The following is a 17,550-nucleotide window of genomic DNA, read 5'->3' as shown; positions in this document are numbered from 1 at the left end:
GAGCGTTGTTTATGAATATATTAGTAACAGGTGGGGCTGGATTTATTGGAAGTAATTTCGTTCATTACATGCTACAAAGTTATGAAACATATAAAATTATTAATTACGATGCATTAACATATAGCGGGAATTTAAATAACGTAAAATCTCTTCTGGATCACCCGAATTACTCTTTTGTAAAGGGAGAAATTCAAAATGGAGAGCTATTAGAACACGTTATAAAAGAGCGGGACGTACAAGTGATTGTAAATTTTGCAGCTGAATCACATGTGGACCGTAGTATTGAAAATCCGATTCCTTTTTATGATACAAATGTAATTGGGACGGTCACTTTATTAGAACTAGTTAAAAAATATTCGCATATAAAACTTGTGCAAGTATCAACGGATGAAGTGTATGGCTCTTTAGGAAAAACAGGGAAGTTCACAGAGAAAACGCCGTTAGCTCCAAATAGTCCATATTCTTCAAGTAAGGCGAGCGCGGACATGATAGCTCTATCTTACTATAAAACATATCAATTACCGGTTATAGTAACGCGTTGTTCTAACAATTATGGACCGTACCAGTATCCTGAAAAATTAATTCCATTAATGGTTACGAATGCACTAGAAGGAAAAAAACTACCGTTATATGGTGATGGTTTAAATGTAAGAGATTGGTTACATGTAACGGATCATTGCAGTGCGATTGACGTTGTTTTGCATAAGGGACGTGTCGGAGAAGTATATAATATAGGTGGAAATAATGAAAAAACAAATGTAGAAGTTGTGGAACAAATTATTACTCTTTTAGGAAAAACAAAAAAAGACATTGAATATGTTACAGATCGTTTAGGGCACGATCGTCGTTATGCGATTGATGCAGAGAAAATGAAGAATGAATTTGATTGGGAACCGAAATATACGTTTGAACAAGGATTACAAGAGACGGTGAAATGGTATGAAAAGAATAAGGAATGGTGGAAACCACTAAAAGATTAGTAAGGGGCATGTTAAATGAAAGAGAGGGTTATCATAACAGGAGCAAACGGTCAATTAGGAAAGCAACTATTTGAAGAGTTAGACTCTGAAGAATATGATATATATCCATTTGATAAAAAGTTATTAGATGTGACAAATATATCCCGAATACAACAAGTGGTACAAGAAATAAAACCACATATAATTATTCATTGTGCTGCCTATACGAAAGTAGATCATGCGGAGAAAGAACAGGATCTTGCATATAGAATAAATGCAATCGGAGCTCGAAATGTAGCGGTTGCTTCACAATTAGTAGGGGCGAAGCTAGTTTATATTAGTACTGATTATGTATTTCAAGGCGCCAGACCAGATGGATACGACGAATTTCATAGTCCAGCGCCGATAAATATATATGGGGCCTCTAAGTATGCGGGGGAGCAGTTCGTCAAAGAGTTACATAATAAATATTTTATCGTTCGCACATCGTGGCTATATGGTAAATATGGGAATAATTTCGTGAAAACGATGATGCGATTAGGAAAAGAAAGAGATGAAATATCTGTTGTAGCGGATCAAGTTGGCTCTCCTACGTATGTGGCGGATTTGAATATGGTTATTAATAAGCTCATTCATACTTCTTTATACGGTACATACCACGTATCAAACAGAGGCTCATGCTCTTGGTTTGAATTTGCACAAAAGATATTTTCGTACGCCAATATGAAAGTGAATGTATTACCTGTTTCAACGGAAGAATTCGGGGCTGCGGCTGCGAGGCCCAAATATTCTATTTTTCAACATAACATGCTAAGATTAAATGGTTTTTCACAAATGCCGTCTTGGGAAGAAGGATTAGAGCGGTTTTTTATAGAAACCAAAAGTCATTAACAAATTTCTGTTAATGACTTTTTTGTTTGCCTTTAAGCGGTTTTATGGTACTATAATTATAGTATCAGGTACTAATAACAAGTATAAGTATTTCTGGGAGGATATATCATGGAACTATTACAAGGGAAAACATTTGTTGTTATGGGCGTTGCGAACCAAAGAAGTATTGCATGGGGAATAGCTCGCTCTTTGCATAATGCAGGTGCAAAATTAATATTCACATATGCAGGAGAACGTTTAGAAAGAAACGTTCGTGAATTAGCGGACACATTAGAAGGACAAGAATCACTTGTATTACCTTGTGATGTAACGAATGATGAGGAACTTACAGCTTGCTTTGAAACAATTAAACAAGAAGTAGGTACTATTCACGGTGTAGCACATTGTATTGCTTTTGCAAATCGCGATGACTTAAAAGGTGAATTTGTAGATACTTCTCGCGATGGATTTTTACTTGCACAAAATATTAGTGCATTCTCTTTAACAGCTGTAGCAAGAGAAGCAAAAAAAGTAATGACAGAAGGCGGAAATATTTTAACGTTAACATACCTTGGCGGCGAGCGCGTTGTGAAGAATTATAACGTTATGGGTGTTGCGAAAGCTTCATTAGAAGCGAGCGTGAAATATTTAGCGAACGATTTAGGTCAACACGGTATTCGTGTTAACGCTATTTCTGCAGGACCAATTCGTACGTTATCTGCAAAAGGTGTAGGCGATTTCAACTCAATCTTAAGAGAAATTGAGGAGCGCGCACCACTTCGTCGTACAACAACGCAAGAAGAAGTTGGCGATACAGCAGTATTCCTATTCAGTGATTTAGCACGCGGTGTAACAGGAGAAAACATTCATGTTGATTCAGGGTATCATATCCTAGGATAAATATAATATTAATTTTTAAAGGACAATCTCTAAATGCTGAGATTGTCCTTTTTATTTGTTCTGAGAAAGAACGATTTTTAACGAAAGTTCTTACCACGTGATGAATATAACTATAATAGTACACGATTTATTTAGCTACGTATGGAAGTGGGAGGGACGAGTGTGAAGAATAAAAATAAAAGTTCAACAGTTGGAAAACCGTTGTTATATATCACGCAAGTAAGTTTAGAACTTGCTGCACCGAAAATAAAAAGGATTATCCTGACAAACTTTGAAAATGAAGATCAAAAAGAGAAAAGTAATAGACAAGAAAATATTGTAAGTAGTGCTGTGGAAGAGGTAATAGAACAAGAACAACAAGAAGAGCAGCAAGTGGAAGAAAAAATAGAAGAAAAAGAAGAACAAGAAGAGCAAGAAGAGCAAGAAGAGCAAGAACCAGAACCAGTAAGAACTGTCCCGTATAATAAATCATTTAAGGATATGAATAATGATGAAAAAATTCATTTTTTACTAAACCGCCCTCATTACATTCCGAAAGTAAGGTGCAGAATAAAAACAGCTACAGTCTCATATGTTGGATCGATCATATCGTATCGAAATGGTATTGTATCTATTATGCCGCAAAATAGTATGAGAGATATTAGGCTGTCTATAGATGATATCCAATCGATTAGTATGGCCGGTTTTTAAATATGTAAAGGTGGTAGAAAGCTTCTACCACCCCAATAGTTTTTTAGTTTACTTTACGATAGAAACGTCGCGTAAGCATTGAATCGCACAGAAACAGCTTAAATCAACAGTAATGCAAGTAGTTGTAGATATTAATCTTGCATTTGGTACAGCTAAAAACGTACAAATTGGATCGTCACCAGGTGGTACCGGAGAACTGTCACCTAAAACTACAGTTAATACACGTAGTACAGCACAGCTATCGTCATCTACACTTTCCACACGGAAAATTGGAGAACGGCAGCTAGTAAGGCTTGATGATGGTGCAAATGCTTCAAAAGGTTCTCCAGTTTTTGTGTATAAAATAAAAGGGCGTGTATTAGCTACTGATGCAGTATTGTGTGCACCTAAGAATGGGATTTCACAACCAGATCCACATGTTGTTGTAGAACAATCTTGTAATTCATTGATGAATTTTACAACGTCAACTACACAATGAGAAGAGCCATGGTGTTTATTTTCGTTACAACTCATTAATGTCACTCCTTATCTTCTTGTTTGTATTTACATTAATAAGATATTGGAGTCGAGGAGATTTGGTCACAATCTCAAGACCTTTTTTTTTAAATAGGCGAAAGAGGATAAGGGAAGGTGGAATCATGCTGTTTACAAGCTGGCTTTTATTTTTTATTTTTGCGTTAGCTGCTTTTAGGCTCACTCGTTTAATTGTTTATGATAAAATTACAGCCTTTTTGCGAAGACCATTTATTGATGAATTAGAGATTACGGAGCCGGATGGAAGTGTATCAACGTTTACAAAAGTGAAAGGTAAAGGATTAAGAAAGTGGATTGGCGAATTGTTAAGCTGTTATTGGTGTACAGGTGTATGGGTTAGTGCTTTTTTATTAGTCTTATATAATTGGATTCCTATCGTTGCAGAACCGTTACTTGCATTATTAGCTATTGCAGGAGCAGCAGCAATCATTGAAACGATTACAGGATATTTTATGGGAGAATAATATATTTTCATAATACGAGAAAAAGCGGAGTTTAAAAGAATGAGGGAACGGAAATAAAGAGTTGTTCATATAGTAAATAGACAGAATTGACAGTAGAGGAGATGTTTGCTGTGAGCAATAATCCAAGGCAAAATTCATATGACCTGCAGCAGTGGTATCATATACAGCAACAACACCAAGCACAACAACAGGCATATCAAGAACAATTACAACAACAAGGATTTGTGAAGAAAAAGGGATGCAATTGTGGGAAAAAGAAGAACACAATAAAACAATATGAAGAATGAAACACTCATGCTACTGTGAGTGTTTTTTATTATATATAAAAAGCGGTATTTCTGTATTAGAAATACCGCTTTTTACTAGCTAATTTGTGCAACTGTTAATGCTGCAGCACGAATGTCTACAGTTCCAATTAACTGAACTGGCACAATTTGAATTAAGTCACCAGGATTTAAGTTAATAAGAATAACACCGCTGGATACGTCTACTTCACCAGTACCAATAACGTTAGAACGAACTGCTGTACCTGATCCAGGAATAATGTTAGCTGGTGTATTTAATGATAAGAAGAAACGACCAGCTTCTGGTGCAACAGGTGAGTTATCAAGACTAATTGTTAATGTATAACTGATTTGATAAATACCAGCTCGTAGAATTCGAATGCCATCTCCGACACTTACTGTATCATTTATTACAGGAACAGTAATATTTGGGTTTGGACTTACGCTAGGTAATAATAGTGGTGTAAATAGTGAAGCAAACTGAGGTGCAGACGCGTTGAAAGCAAAACCAAAGGCAGGTAGTGTACTAGCTGGCTTCGCCTCGCAATCGATTTTAGTAAATTCGCAATCAGAAGAGAACATGTTTTTCACTCCTTTATCTGTTTCTACTTTCAGTTAATGAAAAGGACAGGTTCTATGTTCTAGACAAGTTCCCAATTTTAAGAAATTTACATAAGAATACTCTTTAAGCATGGATTGGGTGGCAGAATTATCTGCCACCCAATCCATGCTTAACTCATTATTTAGTTTTAAATAGAAACATCGCGTAAGCATTGAATAGCGCAGAAGCAACTTAAATCAACAGTAATGCAAGTGGAGGTTGATATTAGTCTTGCATTTGGTACAGCTAAAAACGTACAGATTGGGTCGTCACCAGGTGGTACAGCGGTACCATCACCTAAAACTACAGTTAATACACGCAATACAGCACAGTCATCATCATCTATACTTTCTACGCGGAAAATGGGAGATCTGCAGCTAGTAAGGCTTGAAGATGGTGCAAATGCTTCAAAAGGTTCTCCAGTTTTTGTGTATAAAATAAAAGGACGTGTATTCGCTACTGATGCATTGTTATGTGCACCTAAAAATGGAACTTCGCAACCAGATCCACATGTTGTCGTTGCACATTCTTGTAGTTCATGTATAAAACGAACAACATTCGATACACAGTTGAAATCACACTCATGTTGATGATCTTCATTACAATTGCAGCTCATTATGTTCACTCCTTCTCGTGAGTTCTGACATACACTATTACAATATGAGTGGAATATGGCTGATATTACGTTAATTCTCACGATAAAAACAAGGAATTTATATAGGAGGGATGTACATAACGTGATATAAAAAAAAGACATCCTTATTTAGTGGATGTCTTTTCAGGTAAATCTTTTCGCACAGTATATAAAAAACGAGATATATCTAATTTCTTTCCTCTGAAAAATTGCGGAGAAGAAATATAAAGTTCTTCTTTCGCACGTGTAATGGCGACATACAGTAATCGGCGTTCTTCTTCTAACGCTTCAGAAGTTTCCGTAACACGATCATTTGCATCTTTTAAAGAAGAAGTGTGGGGCAGGATTCCATCACTCGCTCCAAGTAAAAAGACACATGGAAATTCAAGGCCTTTTGCGTTATGGATTGACATAAGTGAAACGGCATCTTTTTGCGGCATTGTTTTTAATGCTTCCATTTCTTTTTGACCTTGAATCGCCTCGTCGATAAATTGTAAATAAGCTGGAATATCGGTGAAACGAGTTGCAGACTCCATTAATTCTTCCAACATTTCTTCTTGTATGTCTTTATGCATCGTAAAGGAAGAACGATCGTTACTTTGTAAGTATTCTAAATATTTTCCTTTACCATGAATGATTTCTTTTAATGCTTTTTTCGGTTCTAATTCTTTAATAAACTTAATAAAATCGATGCGCTCATTTACCTTTTTCACTTGAAAAGGTTTTAAGCTTGGGTTTAATAGTAAGAAATGAAGAAGAGAAGGGAAGCGACCCTCACCATATTTCCATTGTTCACGTTCAATAAATGAAATACAATCATCACGTCCGATATACATCGTCGGCAATATGTTTGAAAGTGATTCTAGTCGAAACGGCTCAATCACGAGTCTTAAATGATCTAATACAGGCTTGATTAAAGAATGTTCATAAAATGATTGGCTCGCCCCGTGTTTAATAAACGGGACTTTATGAATGGTAAGCTGATCAAGTAACGAACGACTTACAGAATGTGTGCGATACAGTAAACAAAAATCTTTATAGTTTCGGTCACCGCTATCTACTTTTTCTTGAATGAGCTGCAAAATTTGATTTGCTTCATCAAGAGTCGTAGCAGGTCTTGCATAAAAAGGTTGTACACCTTCTTCACGAACGGAGTATAGCTCTTTATCAAAACGTTCTTGATTTAATTTTATAACTTCATTTCCAAGCCCGACGATAAAGGGATTGGATCGATAATTCGTATTTAGTGCAATGATTGTTGTGTTATCAAATTCTTTTGGAAAAGATAAAATAATTTGGTGACTTGCCCCTCGCCAGCCATAAATTGCTTGATCATCATCACCTGCGATGAACAAATTATTTCTTGGCGTGGCTAACAATTTTACAATTTCATATTGTGCATAGGATGTATCTTGAAACTCATCTACTTCAATGTAGTGAAAACGTTGTTGTAATTGAGTTAGTAAAGGAGCATTATTTTCTAACATGTAATATGTTTCCAATAAGATGTCATCGAAATCAATATAATTGTATCGTTGTTTTACCTCTTCAAAACGTTCATATACTTCTTTAAATTCTTGTTCCACTGGTGTTTTCGCTTTTACATCTTTCGGACGATTTAATTTGTTTTTCTCAAGTGAAATCATCGCGAGCATCGTTTCCGCATCATAATCGTCTTTTAAACGCAATTCTTTTAAGATTTTCTTTATCATAATTTGTTTATGTTTTTCATTTGCTAAAATTTGCTGATTATAACCTTGACTACGAAGCAATTTTAAGAAAACAGAGTGAAATGTACCAGCAACAACGTAGCTACTTGCTGCATGATTCATACCTGGTAACTTCGCAACACGACTTCGGATTTCTTCAGCTGCTTTTTGTGTAAATGTAAGTAATAAAATATTTCGTGGATGAACTTGTTTTACATTTACTAAATAACCAACGCGAGTTGTTAAAACAGATGTTTTCCCGCTTCCAGCACCAGCTAGTGTAAGAACAGGACCTTCTGTTGTGCGCACGGCTTCTAATTGTTTTTCGTTTAAAAAAACATTTTGTTGTTCAAGAGCGCGGAAATAAGCCGCATCTACATCTTCTTCCATAATTAAATGGGTAGATGTTTTCGGAATATGATATGTCGCACGCGGAATATCAGCGTGTGTTAACGATTTTTGTGAAAATTTTTCTTGTGTCATATGTTCACCTTCAAAACTATAGCATCAACATTTAACTTTAGCGGAAGAAAAAGAAAATAGCAATGTAAAAAAACAGGAGGGGTTACCTCCTGTTTTCAAATTACAATTTTTTTATCATTACGACGTGCGGGATATTTGCTTCCATAAATACATCAGAACTTGTTACATATCCAAGTTTTTTATAGAAATCTTCAGCATGTGTTTGAGCGTGAAGTTTCAATTTTGGTAGCGAATTTTCTTTTGCATACGCTTCAAGAGAATCCATAACAATTTTTCCAATCCCTTTTTTGCGATGGGAATTTAGCACGCAAATGCGTTCCATTTTTCCTATACCATCAAGGATGCGAAAACGTCCAGCACCAACTGGAACATCATTGTCATATATAACAACGTGTGTTGAAGTTTCTTCAAACTCATCGTACTCTTCTTCAGCAGAGACACGTTGTTCATTTACAAACACTTGTTTACGTACAGAGAATGCATCTCTTAGTTGTTCGTCCGTTTGTACAATCTGTGCGTGCAAATTAGTTGTTCCCCTTTCCAAGACGGAATGTTTCGTGTACAGTCCATGTTCCATTTTCTAATTGATATAGAAGATGGAAACGATCAATTGGTTGTTCGTAATAGAAATCTTTCATACGTAATCGGCCCAACACATCAGCATGCTCTGCATCTGATAAGCCTTGTCCGATTGTTAAATGAGGTACGAAAGCATATTCGCGTTCTTGCGTGAATAACCCGCTATGCATTTCTTCATTTAAGAAAGTAAGTTCAGGTGTTTTTTCTACTTTAAAGTAAAGGACGTTATTAACAGGTGCGAAAGAACCAACTTTCCCAACATGAAGGGTGAAAGGGTTCGTTTTACTTGCGATTGTATGTAACTCGTTTACAATCGACTCTAATTGTTCATCTTGCGCCTCAAAGGGTGTTTTCAATGTAATATGTGGCGGAACTAATGCGTAGTGCGGGTCATAACGTTTACGCAATCCGTTCGCTTTATCTTGAATCATTTTAGATGGAAAAATTACAATGCCTAATTTCATGTTCCAATTCCTCCCTTTGTAAGTCTAGTTAGATTTTGAGATAAATAAATCTCTTTATCTATTATATCAAATTATTCTGAATACTGCTCTCTATTATTTCATTGATAGAATATGAGAGAAGGCTTTCGGTAAATCAGTCTGCCAATATTTCCAAGTATGATTGCCTTCAAATTCCTCGTAATGCGTGATGAAGTTTCTATCTGTAAGAAGCGTATTTAACTCACGGTTCGGCCCTACGAAATCAGATACTTGTCCATCAGTACGCTTTACAGCCGTTTCTTCTGTACCGATGACGTGATACAGTTCTAACGCCTGTGGATCTTTGAATTCTTTTGCTAAGTTCATCACTGTCTCATCCACAAATGGTGATTGCATAACGACTTTACCGAATGTATGCGGATACATAAGTGCAGTCATAAAGGAAACTGTTCCGCCAAGAGAATCACCAATTAAAACACGACCTTTTCCCATTTGATACGTTGGATAATTTTCATCAATATATGGTGCAAGTTCATGAGCAAGGAAACGAATATATGCAGCATTTTTCACTTCATTTGGGAAATATTTTTCTTTACGATCATGTACATTTTTATATGGAATACCGACAATAATTGTACGGTCAATTTCTTCGGTTTCACGAAGGCGCTCAATTACACGGTGCGCTTTACCGAGCTGAAAATAATCTCTACCATCTTGTGCAATTACAACTGTATGTTTGTGCAGTGGTGTGTAATTTACTGGTAAATAAACGAGAAGTGTAACATCTTCTTGAAGTGATGCGCTATAAAATGAAATTTCTTCAATTCTCCCTATTGTTTGACTCATGTAGATCCCCCTAAATAAAAATTTACTGTAACGATTGTAAGAGCGACGCTTGTAGTGAAAAGGAAAGAAATATTCACTAATTGGTGCCTTAATTTCTATTTTACCATAATGGTACGAAGAATCTAAAAAATTAGTATTTAAGTTACGAAAGAAAACGGATATAATGAAGTGGGATTTTTGACAGGTGAGAGGGGAGACAGGATTTGAAACAAGAAAAATCAATCGCACTACCATTGGCTATTTCTATAATTGCCATTTCCTTTGCAGCAGTTTTTGTAAAGATGTCCTCAGCACCATCTTCAATATTAAGTATGTACCGCTTATGGATTATCGTACTTATTATGCTGCCTATCGTATGGAAAAAAAGAGAGGAATTTAATAGGATTCAAATGAAAGATTGGGGCTTTTTAATTGGATCTGGTTTCTTTTTAGCACTTCATTTTCTTTTATGGTTTGAATCTTTAAAGCATACAACAGTTGCTAGTTCAACAATTATTTTGGCGCTTCAACCAATCGTATCTTTAGTTGGAGGTTTTTTTCTATTTAAAGAAAGAACAACATATTCAGCCATTGCAACGATGGGAATCGCTATTTTGGGAGTAATGTGCATTGGTTGGGGAGATTTAGGTTTAAGTAAGCAAGCAATTTATGGTGACATATTATCCTTTCTAAGTGTAATAGCGGTTGTCGGTTATTTATTTATCGGGCAAACGACAGTGAAGAAAGTATCGCACTGGATTTATAGCTTTACAGTCTTTGCGTTCGCAGGTCTTTTTATGGGGATTTATAATGTCATATTACAAGTTCCCTTTACAGGTTATACGAGGTGGGATTGGACTGTTTTTCTTTTACTTGCAATTGTGCCAACAGTGTCACATGTAATTAATAACTGGCTATTAAATTATGTAAATGCAACGACAATTTCAATGAGTATTTTAGGAGAACCTGTTGGAGCATCTATACTTGCGTTCTTCTTACTTGGAGAAAAATTAAATGCAATGCAAATTATCGGTAGCATGCTCGTATTGTTTGGTGTATCTGTTTTCTTACTGCAGCAACAAAAACGTACAGCAAAAAATGTCGTAAACGAGCCGGTGTATACACAGGAATTATAGTGTTAGGGGAGAAAAGAGAAGTTGTGATACTTCTCTTTTTGTTTTATAGAAATACGGGTGTAGAAGGGGGAGGAAAATGGAATTTCCATCAAAAAAAGATGTATGGTTACATCCAATTTTTTTTATTGTTGTAGGCGCCTGTTTTGCTCCTATATTTGCAGGGAGAGAATATTTCCTTTTGCTTTTTACAATTCCATTAGCAATGTTGTTTAGTTGGAGTTGATTTTTGGCAAAATATATTGCCGGGAAAGAAACAATTACGATTAGATCGGGTCTCGTTACAAAACGTATATTTATACGAGATATAAAACAAATTTCAAATACGAAAAATCCAATAGTAGCTCATGCATTATCATTTGAACGACTTGAAATTGTTTACGATACACATAAAAACAGAAATTATTTCTCCAAGAAATAAAGAACAATTTATTAACCTTGTAAAAAGTAAAAACTCAAATATTGAAACAAAGTAAAAGAGTGGCTACGAAGCCACTCTTTTACTTTGGGTTTGTCATATAAGGTTGTACGTGAATGACACATAGGTCACGGAATTTGCCTTCAGCAGTTGTAACAATTACGACTGCTTTACCTGCACTTTTTCCAGTAATCGTCACGGTGTCACCTTTTGGATATATGGTGATGATATCAGAATTCATATTTGACCAAATAAGCTCTTTATTCGTTGCTTGTATTGGCAAAGTAGAAGCTGCTAACACAATGTTTTGTCCCGTTTTTATTTTTAATTTATGTTTTTCCATATGAACACCGATGACTGAAATAACAGAAGGAGCAATTGAAATTTTAGGCGGGTTAGGTTGCATGTTTAAACAAGACGCAGAAGTATTTGTGATAGGTGAAAATTTTCGTGTTTGTTGTTGCTGGAAAACTGCTAACATGTTGGAGTCCCCTTTCTGTATAAGTGCTGATACTCATACTATAAAGGAGTAGTGTTATGTTAAATTTAACGAAACATAAAGAATTTGTTAAATTTGATAAGAAGATTGTCGAACTGTAAAAAATCTCTGCTGTTACGATAACAGCAGAGATTTTTTTATAAATTATGACGATGTTGTTTTTCGAAATCCTCAAATTGCTCTTCAACTTCTTTTGAAGGTTGTGTTAGTAAACTAACAATTACGATGGCTAGTAAACTAATAGCGAAACCTGGAATCATTTCATATAAGAAATCTTTTAAGAATTTGAATTGAGTCCAGATAATAACAGTAGCGGCACCAGAAATCATACCAGCAAGCGCGCCCCATTTCGTCATACGTTTCCAATATAAGCTTAATAAAATAGCAGGTCCGAATGAAGAACCAAAACCAGCCCAAGCGTATCCAACAAGAGCTAAAATCGTATCATTTTGTTTAAACGCTAAAGCGCACCCAACTAATGCAATAACAAGTACAGCCATACGACCGACAAATACAAGTTCTTTATCAGATGCAGAACGTTTGAAGAATGTACGATATAAGTCTTCCGTTACGGCACTAGAAGTAACGAGTAACTGAGATGAGATTGTACTCATAATCGCTGCTAAAATTGCGGCTAATAAAAATCCAGTAATAAGTGGGTGGAATAAAATTTTCCCAAGTTCAAGGAAAATTGTTTCTGGGTTAGATAATGTTAACTCTTGTTGTGAATAGTAAGCAATACCAATAAGACCAGTAAACATAGCTCCGACAACAGAGAAAATCATCCAGCTCATACCAATTCTTCGTGCGCTTTTAAGTTCTTTTACAGAAGCGATTGCCATAAAGCGTACGATAATATGAGGTTGTCCGACATAACCAAGGCCCCATGCGAATAGAGAAATCATTCCTAAAGTAGAGGCACCTTTAAAAATATCTAGACGTGTTGGATCTACAGATCGAATTGTATCAAATGCAGGTCCAAGTCCGTTCGAATTCATAATTGTTACGATAGGAACAAGAATAAGAGCAACTACCATAATGATTCCTTGCACGAAGTCTGTCCAACTTACTGCTAAGAAACCACCAAATAATGTGTAAGCTACAACAACGCCTGCTACAATGAATAATCCAACATGATAGTTCATGCCAAATGAATTTTCAAATAATACAGCGCCTGAAACTAATCCTGAAGCTACATAGAAAGTAAAGAAAATCATAATAACAAGTCCAGATACTAAACGTAGCATATGAGATTTGTCGTGGAAACGGTGTTCCAAAAATTCTGGGATAGTAATAGAGTTATTTGCAATTTCTGAGTAGGTACGTAAGCGAGGAGCGACATAAAGCCAGTTTGCGTATGCGCCTAGTGTTAGGCCGATCGCAATCCAACTACTACTTAATCCAACGCTAAACATTGCACCGGGTAATCCCATTAAAAGCCAACCACTCATATCGGATGCTCCAGCACTTAATGCTGTTACTGCGGGGCCTAGTGTACGCCCGCCAAGCATATAATCTGTTAAGTTGGACGTTCGTTTGTAGGCGAAATAGCCAATTACTAACATCCCGAGCATGTAGATAGAGATCGAAGTTAAAGTTAACATCTGCGTACTCATGTAGTTCCCCTTCCTTTTGTCATGTCTTTTGATGCGTTATGCATATTTATAATCTATCATGATTATTCTGAAAAATCCATATAGAAATATGAATTTTCAGAAATGTAAGCGTTTTTTGATGTCATTTTACTTTTTTAATATATAATATTCATACAAAAAACCTTATTTTTAATAGAGTATTTATTATATTTACATAAAAAGAGGTTGTTTTGTCAATATAATATTGAAAGGAAAGAAAAATAAAATTTTTAAAAAAGTATTGACTTGTGAAAAAAGTCAGGTCTATAATGAGTGCAACTTAAAAAAATGCAAGCGTTGATGAAGAAGAGTACACATGATGAACATGTCAGAGAGCTGATGGTTGGTGCGAATCAGTATGGAATTGATGTGGAATGGGCTTCGGAGCTTCCAAACCGAAACGAAAGAAGTAGGCTTTGGCGACATGATCTCATCGATACAAGAGACACGTATTGTTTTTGATACGGTAAAGTGCGTTACATTTGTAACGAATTAAGGTGGCACCACGGGAGTACCCGTCCTTTCTATAGGATGAGTACTCCCTTTTTGTGTATAAAAAATTAAATAAATGAAATCGTTTAAGTAAGAAGAGTACGTATATTGGAGACGTTACAGAGAGCCGGGAATAGGTGGGAGCCCGGTACGGTGCCATATACGGAATGGGCTTACGAGAGGTATGCTGAACAATTGTTTTCAGTAGGCAACCCGGGTTCCGCCGTTACAAGGATAAGGTATAAATTTTGTACCTGAACAAAGCGGGATGCTTTTGCATCCAACACGAGGTGGTACCGCGGTATATTTATCGTCCTCTACATATTTTCGATATGTAGGGGACTTTTTTATTTTTCAGAGTGAGGTGAAGGACATGATGACGAAAGAAGAATTTATAAAACAAAAAAGAGAGAGAAAGACATTTTTAGTAATTACTGAAGAAGAAGGAGATAGCATTACGCCAATTTCTTTATATAGACGTATGAAAGGAAAGAAGAAATTTTTATTAGAAAGTTCACAGCTTCATCAAGATAAAGGGCGTTATTCTTACTTAGGATGTAATCCTTATGGAGAAGTGAAAAGCGTTGGTACGGAAGTAGAACGAACGATTTTCGGCCGGGCAGAAAAGTTACAAGGTAACGTACTACAAGTGTTAGAAGAAATAATCGCATCATCACAAGTAGACAGCCCATTTCCATTTTGCGGAGGAGCAGTTGGTTATATTGGATATGATGTCATTCGGCAGTATGAAAACATTGGAGCGGATTTACACGACCCATTAAATATTCCGGAAGTACACCTCTTACTATATCGTGAGTTTATCGTTTACGATCATTTACGCCAAAGGTTGTCGTTTGTATATGTATGCAGGGAAGATGATTCAGCAGATTATGAGGAAGTATACGAAAGGCTACGAGTATACAAAGAGGAAGTGCTACAAGGAGAAGAAACTGAAGTAAATGCAATACAATCCACATTATCATTCACTTCTTCTATAACGGAAAAAGAGTTTTGTGGGATGGTAGAAATGGCGAAAGAACATATAAGAGCCGGAGACATATTCCAAGTCGTACTGTCACAGCGTTTACAAAGTGAATGTATTGGTGATCCATTCGCGTTATACCGAAAACTTCGAATTGCAAATCCATCACCATATATGTTCTATATCGATTTTCAAGATTATGTTGTACTCGGTTCTTCGCCGGAAAGTTTGCTATCAGTAAGGGAGGATAAAGTAATGACGAATCCAATTGCTGGTACAAGACCGAGAGGGAAAACGAAGAGGGAAGATGAGGAAATCGCAAAAGAACTATTAGACAATGAGAAAGAGCGAGCAGAGCATATGATGCTTGTAGATCTTGGGCGAAACGATATTGGTAGAGTGAGCGAAATCGGCTCGGTTACGATAGATAAATATATGAAAGTAGAAAAATACTCTCACGTTATGCACATTGTATCTGAAGTTTACGGAACATTGCGAAAACAAATGAGCGGATTTGATGCAGTAGCGTATTGCCTACCAGCAGGAACGGTTTCTGGGGCTCCGAAAATTAGAGCGATGGAAATTATAAATGAGCTAGAGAATGAAAAAAGAAATGTATACGCGGGTGCAGTTGGATACGTTAGTTTTTCAGGAAATCTTGATATGGCGCTCGCTATTCGAACGATGGTCGTAAAGGATGAAAAAGCATACGTTCAGGCAGGAGCGGGAATTGTTTATGATTCAGACCCAGTAGCTGAATATGAAGAAACGTTAAATAAAGCGAGAGCGCTTTTGGAGGTAATGAAATGATTGTACTTATCGATAATTACGATTCGTTCACATATAACTTGTATCAACTGTTAGGCGAACATGAAGAAGAAATTGTAGTTGTAAGAAATGATCAAATAACGATAGAACAGCTAGAAGAGATGAATCCAAGAGGAATTGTACTTTCACCAGGACCAGGAAAACCAGAGGATGCTGGTATTTGTATCGAAGTGATTCGTCATTTTTATAAGAACGTTCCCATATTAGGTATTTGCCTTGGTCATCAGGCGATTATATCAGCATTTGGAGGAGACATTGTTAGAGCAGAACGTATTAAACATGGGAAAACATCACGCGTGAAACATAATGGAACGTCAATTTTTTCATACGTTACACAGCCGTTAACAGCGATGCGCTACCATTCCCTTGTTGCAGCGCAAACGAGCTTGCCAGAGTGTTTTGACATACTAGCGACAGCGATGGACGATGGAGAAATTATGGCAGTTCGTCACAATTATTATCCGCTCTTCGGATTACAGTTTCATCCGGAATCAATCGCGACAGAAGAAGGCGGAAAGTTAATATGTGCCTTTTTAACAGAAGTGAAGGAGGCGGAAAGAGTATGAATAGCTATCTTCGTAAATTAGTGGAGGGGAAACATTTAACAGAAGAGGAAATGTATAGAGCAGGGCTTCTTTTATTAAATGAAAACATATTGGAAAGTGAAATTGCAGCTTTTTTAGTCTTACTGAAAGCGAAAGGTGAAACTGCAGAAGAAATATACGGCCTTGTTCGAGCTCTTCACGAAAAGGCACTACCATTTTCGAACCATATACAAGGAGCGATGGACAATTGCGGAACGGGTGGTGACGGTGCCCGAACGTTTAATATTAGTACAACATCGGCATTTGTACTGGCAGGAGCTGGCGTAAAGGTTGCAAAACATGGTAATCGAGCTGTTTCTAGTAAAACAGGAAGTGCGGACTTATTAGAAGAATTAGGTGTAAATATTAGCAGTACGCCAAACGAAATTGATTATTTATTAGAGCATGTGGGCATTGCATTTTTATTTGCACCAGCGATGCATCCAGCACTAAGGCGCATTATGAAAATAAGAAAAGAGTTAAACGTGCCGACGATCTTTAATTTAATTGGTCCTTTAACAAATCCGGTAAATTTAGAAACACAATTTGTCGGTATTTATAAACGAGATATGTTATTACCAGTTGCGCAAGTATTACAAAAGTTAGGCCGGAAACAAGCGCTTGTCGTAAATGGAAGTGGTTTTTTAGATGAAGCATCATTACAAGGGGAAAATCACGTAGTCCTTTTAAAAGATAATGAAATAGTGGAAATGAGTATTGATCCAGAAAAGTATGGTTTTTCAAGAGTGAAAAATGAAGAAATTAGAGGGGGGAATTCAAAAGAAAATGCAAAGATTACGCTTGAAGTATTGAGCGGAGAAAAGAGTGTTTATCGCGATACAGTTTTATTAAATGCAGGTCTAGCTCTTTTCGCAAATGGAAAAACGGAAACGATTGAAGAAGGAATTAAACTCGCGGCACATAGCATTGACTCTGGAAAAGCATTAGCCAAATTAAACTTATTAATTGTAGCAAGCAACGAAAAATTAGAAAGGGTGAACTAAA

General features: G+C 36.4%; 19 protein-coding genes, 1 pseudogene and 2 other annotated features. Of the genes and pseudogenes, 11 read left to right on the top strand and 9 right to left on the bottom strand.

Annotated features, from left to right (window positions below; translation table 11 throughout):
- The first annotated feature begins 11 nt into the window (after positions 1–11).
- The 4 genes from rfbB to BLT20_RS01715 all read left to right on the top strand — a co-directional run bounded on the left by rfbB (position 12) and on the right by BLT20_RS01715 (position 3,419).
- Complete coding sequence (rfbB, locus tag BLT20_RS01730; protein ID WP_001024160.1) at positions 12–980, top strand: dTDP-glucose 4,6-dehydratase; 969 nt, start codon at positions 12–14, stop codon at positions 978–980.
- A 15-nt stretch (positions 981–995) separates the two neighbouring features.
- Positions 996–1,850, top strand: coding sequence for a dTDP-4-dehydrorhamnose reductase (rfbD, locus tag BLT20_RS01725; protein ID WP_000664653.1), 855 nt, complete (start codon positions 996–998; stop codon positions 1,848–1,850).
- Positions 1,851–1,958: 108 nt separating this feature from the next.
- Entirely contained in the window at positions 1,959–2,729 is a 771-nt protein-coding gene (fabI, locus tag BLT20_RS01720) for an enoyl-ACP reductase FabI (RefSeq protein ID WP_000421886.1), read from the top strand.
- A 141-nt stretch (positions 2,730–2,870) separates the two neighbouring features.
- Positions 2,871–3,419 carry a spore coat CotO family protein gene (locus BLT20_RS01715; protein WP_002025474.1) on the top strand — a complete coding sequence of 183 codons (549 nt, stop codon included), beginning with the start codon at positions 2,871–2,873 and terminating at the stop codon, positions 3,417–3,419.
- Positions 3,420–3,467: 48 nt separating this feature from the next.
- On the opposite strand, the gene exsY is transcribed toward BLT20_RS01715, so the two are convergent.
- On the bottom strand, positions 3,468–3,932 hold the full coding sequence (gene exsY, locus BLT20_RS01710; protein ID WP_001277744.1) for an exosporium assembly protein ExsY: 465 nt from the start codon (positions 3,930–3,932) through the stop codon (positions 3,468–3,470).
- Between the two features lie 125 nt (positions 3,933–4,057).
- Here exsY and BLT20_RS01705 point away from each other — a divergent pair, with 125 nt between their 5' ends.
- Positions 4,058–4,417, top strand: coding sequence for a DUF1360 domain-containing protein (locus BLT20_RS01705; RefSeq protein ID WP_000899662.1), 360 nt, complete (start codon positions 4,058–4,060; stop codon positions 4,415–4,417).
- Between the two features lie 101 nt (positions 4,418–4,518).
- Positions 4,519–4,704, top strand: a complete 186-nt coding sequence (locus tag BLT20_RS01700) for a hypothetical protein (RefSeq protein ID WP_029948404.1) — start codon at positions 4,519–4,521, stop codon at positions 4,702–4,704.
- Between the two features lie 75 nt (positions 4,705–4,779).
- Here BLT20_RS01700 and exsF read toward each other — a convergent pair whose 3' ends face one another.
- The 6 genes from exsF to BLT20_RS01670 all read right to left on the bottom strand — a co-directional run bounded on the left by exsF (position 4,780) and on the right by BLT20_RS01670 (position 9,996).
- Complete coding sequence (gene exsF, locus BLT20_RS01695) at positions 4,780–5,283, bottom strand: exosporium protein ExsF (RefSeq protein ID WP_000492939.1); 504 nt, start codon at positions 5,281–5,283, stop codon at positions 4,780–4,782.
- Positions 5,284–5,450: 167 nt separating this feature from the next.
- Complete coding sequence (gene cotY, locus BLT20_RS01690; protein ID WP_001277719.1) at positions 5,451–5,918, bottom strand: spore coat protein CotY; 468 nt, start codon at positions 5,916–5,918, stop codon at positions 5,451–5,453.
- 143 nt (positions 5,919–6,061) lie between these two features.
- Positions 6,062–8,128, bottom strand: coding sequence for an ATP-dependent helicase (locus tag BLT20_RS01685; protein WP_000191200.1), 2,067 nt, complete (start codon positions 8,126–8,128; stop codon positions 6,062–6,064).
- 100 nt (positions 8,129–8,228) lie between these two features.
- A complete protein-coding gene (locus BLT20_RS01680) occupies positions 8,229–8,651 on the bottom strand; it encodes a GNAT family N-acetyltransferase (RefSeq protein ID WP_000543296.1) in 423 nt (140 codons plus the stop codon).
- 1 nt (position 8,652) lies between these two features.
- Positions 8,653–9,171, bottom strand: coding sequence for a YjcG family protein (locus BLT20_RS01675; protein WP_000765863.1), 519 nt, complete (start codon positions 9,169–9,171; stop codon positions 8,653–8,655).
- Between the two features lie 93 nt (positions 9,172–9,264).
- Entirely contained in the window at positions 9,265–9,996 is a 732-nt protein-coding gene (locus tag BLT20_RS01670; protein WP_000084013.1) for an alpha/beta hydrolase, read from the bottom strand.
- Between the two features lie 203 nt (positions 9,997–10,199).
- On the opposite strand from BLT20_RS01670, the gene BLT20_RS01665 reads away from it, so the two are divergent.
- Positions 10,200–11,111, top strand: coding sequence for a DMT family transporter (locus BLT20_RS01665; protein WP_000806943.1), 912 nt, complete (start codon positions 10,200–10,202; stop codon positions 11,109–11,111).
- A gap of 76 nt (positions 11,112–11,187) precedes the next feature.
- Positions 11,188–11,584 (top strand): annotated as a pseudogene (locus tag BLT20_RS01660) (PH domain-containing protein).
- A gap of 24 nt (positions 11,585–11,608) precedes the next feature.
- On the opposite strand, the gene BLT20_RS01655 reads toward BLT20_RS01660, so the two are convergent.
- Both BLT20_RS01655 and putP read right to left on the bottom strand, forming a co-directional pair.
- Positions 11,609–12,007, bottom strand: coding sequence for an Ig-like domain-containing protein (locus BLT20_RS01655; RefSeq protein WP_000881612.1), 399 nt, complete (start codon positions 12,005–12,007; stop codon positions 11,609–11,611).
- Between the two features lie 155 nt (positions 12,008–12,162).
- Complete coding sequence (gene putP / locus BLT20_RS01650; protein ID WP_000107208.1) at positions 12,163–13,641, bottom strand: sodium/proline symporter PutP; 1,479 nt, start codon at positions 13,639–13,641, stop codon at positions 12,163–12,165.
- 306 nt (positions 13,642–13,947) lie between these two features.
- Positions 13,948–14,185, top strand: a binding site (T-box leader).
- A 42-nt stretch (positions 14,186–14,227) separates the two neighbouring features.
- Positions 14,228–14,472, top strand: a binding site (T-box leader).
- A 52-nt stretch (positions 14,473–14,524) separates the two neighbouring features.
- Here putP and trpE point away from each other — a divergent pair.
- The 3 genes from trpE to trpD are packed head-to-tail and all read left to right on the top strand — an operon-like array spanning position 14,525 to position 17,549.
- A complete protein-coding gene (gene trpE / locus BLT20_RS01640; RefSeq protein ID WP_002025480.1) occupies positions 14,525–15,943 on the top strand; it encodes an anthranilate synthase component I in 1,419 nt (472 codons plus the stop codon).
- A complete protein-coding gene (locus BLT20_RS01635; protein ID WP_000636323.1) occupies positions 15,940–16,527 on the top strand; it encodes an anthranilate synthase component II in 588 nt (195 codons plus the stop codon). The genes trpE and BLT20_RS01635 overlap by 4 nt, the downstream gene beginning before the upstream one ends.
- Positions 16,524–17,549, top strand: coding sequence for an anthranilate phosphoribosyltransferase (gene trpD / locus BLT20_RS01630; RefSeq protein WP_001089851.1), 1,026 nt, complete (start codon positions 16,524–16,526; stop codon positions 17,547–17,549). The genes BLT20_RS01635 and trpD overlap by 4 nt, the downstream gene beginning before the upstream one ends.
- Position 17,550 lies beyond the last annotated feature (1 nt).

The organism is Bacillus sp. cl96 (genome assembly GCF_900100505.1).
GTDB lineage: Bacteria > Bacillota > Bacilli > Bacillales > Bacillaceae_G > Bacillus_A > Bacillus_A cereus.
Note: the sequence above shows the minus strand (reverse complement) of the source record. Positions and strands in the feature narration are given on the sequence as shown.

What these genes read in the sequence shown, in the direction of transcription:
- rfbB (WP_001024160.1), top strand. Translation starts at nt 12, where the DNA reads ATGAATATATTAGTAACAGGTGGGGCTGGATTTATTGGAAGTAATTTC.
- rfbD (WP_000664653.1), top strand. Translation starts at nt 996, where the DNA reads ATGAAAGAGAGGGTTATCATAACAGGAGCAAACGGTCAATTAGGAAAG.
- fabI (WP_000421886.1), top strand. Translation starts at nt 1,959, where the DNA reads ATGGAACTATTACAAGGGAAAACATTTGTTGTTATGGGCGTTGCGAAC.
- BLT20_RS01715 (WP_002025474.1), top strand. Translation starts at nt 2,871, where the DNA reads ATGGAAGTGGGAGGGACGAGTGTGAAGAATAAAAATAAAAGTTCAACA.
- exsY (WP_001277744.1), bottom strand. Translation starts at nt 3,932, where the DNA reads ATGAGTTGTAACGAAAATAAACACCATGGCTCTTCTCATTGTGTAGTT.
- BLT20_RS01705 (WP_000899662.1), top strand. Translation starts at nt 4,058, where the DNA reads ATGCTGTTTACAAGCTGGCTTTTATTTTTTATTTTTGCGTTAGCTGCT.
- BLT20_RS01700 (WP_029948404.1), top strand. Translation starts at nt 4,519, where the DNA reads ATGTTTGCTGTGAGCAATAATCCAAGGCAAAATTCATATGACCTGCAG.
- exsF (WP_000492939.1), bottom strand. Translation starts at nt 5,283, where the DNA reads ATGTTCTCTTCTGATTGCGAATTTACTAAAATCGATTGCGAGGCGAAG.
- cotY (WP_001277719.1), bottom strand. Translation starts at nt 5,918, where the DNA reads ATGAGCTGCAATTGTAATGAAGATCATCAACATGAGTGTGATTTCAAC.
- BLT20_RS01685 (WP_000191200.1), bottom strand. Translation starts at nt 8,128, where the DNA reads ATGACACAAGAAAAATTTTCACAAAAATCGTTAACACACGCTGATATT.
- BLT20_RS01675 (WP_000765863.1), bottom strand. Translation starts at nt 9,171, where the DNA reads ATGAAATTAGGCATTGTAATTTTTCCATCTAAAATGATTCAAGATAAA.
- BLT20_RS01670 (WP_000084013.1), bottom strand. Translation starts at nt 9,996, where the DNA reads ATGAGTCAAACAATAGGGAGAATTGAAGAAATTTCATTTTATAGCGCA.
- BLT20_RS01655 (WP_000881612.1), bottom strand. Translation starts at nt 12,007, where the DNA reads ATGTTAGCAGTTTTCCAGCAACAACAAACACGAAAATTTTCACCTATC.
- putP (WP_000107208.1), bottom strand. Translation starts at nt 13,641, where the DNA reads ATGAGTACGCAGATGTTAACTTTAACTTCGATCTCTATCTACATGCTC.
- trpE (WP_002025480.1), top strand. Translation starts at nt 14,525, where the DNA reads ATGATGACGAAAGAAGAATTTATAAAACAAAAAAGAGAGAGAAAGACA.
- BLT20_RS01635 (WP_000636323.1), top strand. Translation starts at nt 15,940, where the DNA reads ATGATTGTACTTATCGATAATTACGATTCGTTCACATATAACTTGTAT.
- trpD (WP_001089851.1), top strand. Translation starts at nt 16,524, where the DNA reads ATGAATAGCTATCTTCGTAAATTAGTGGAGGGGAAACATTTAACAGAA.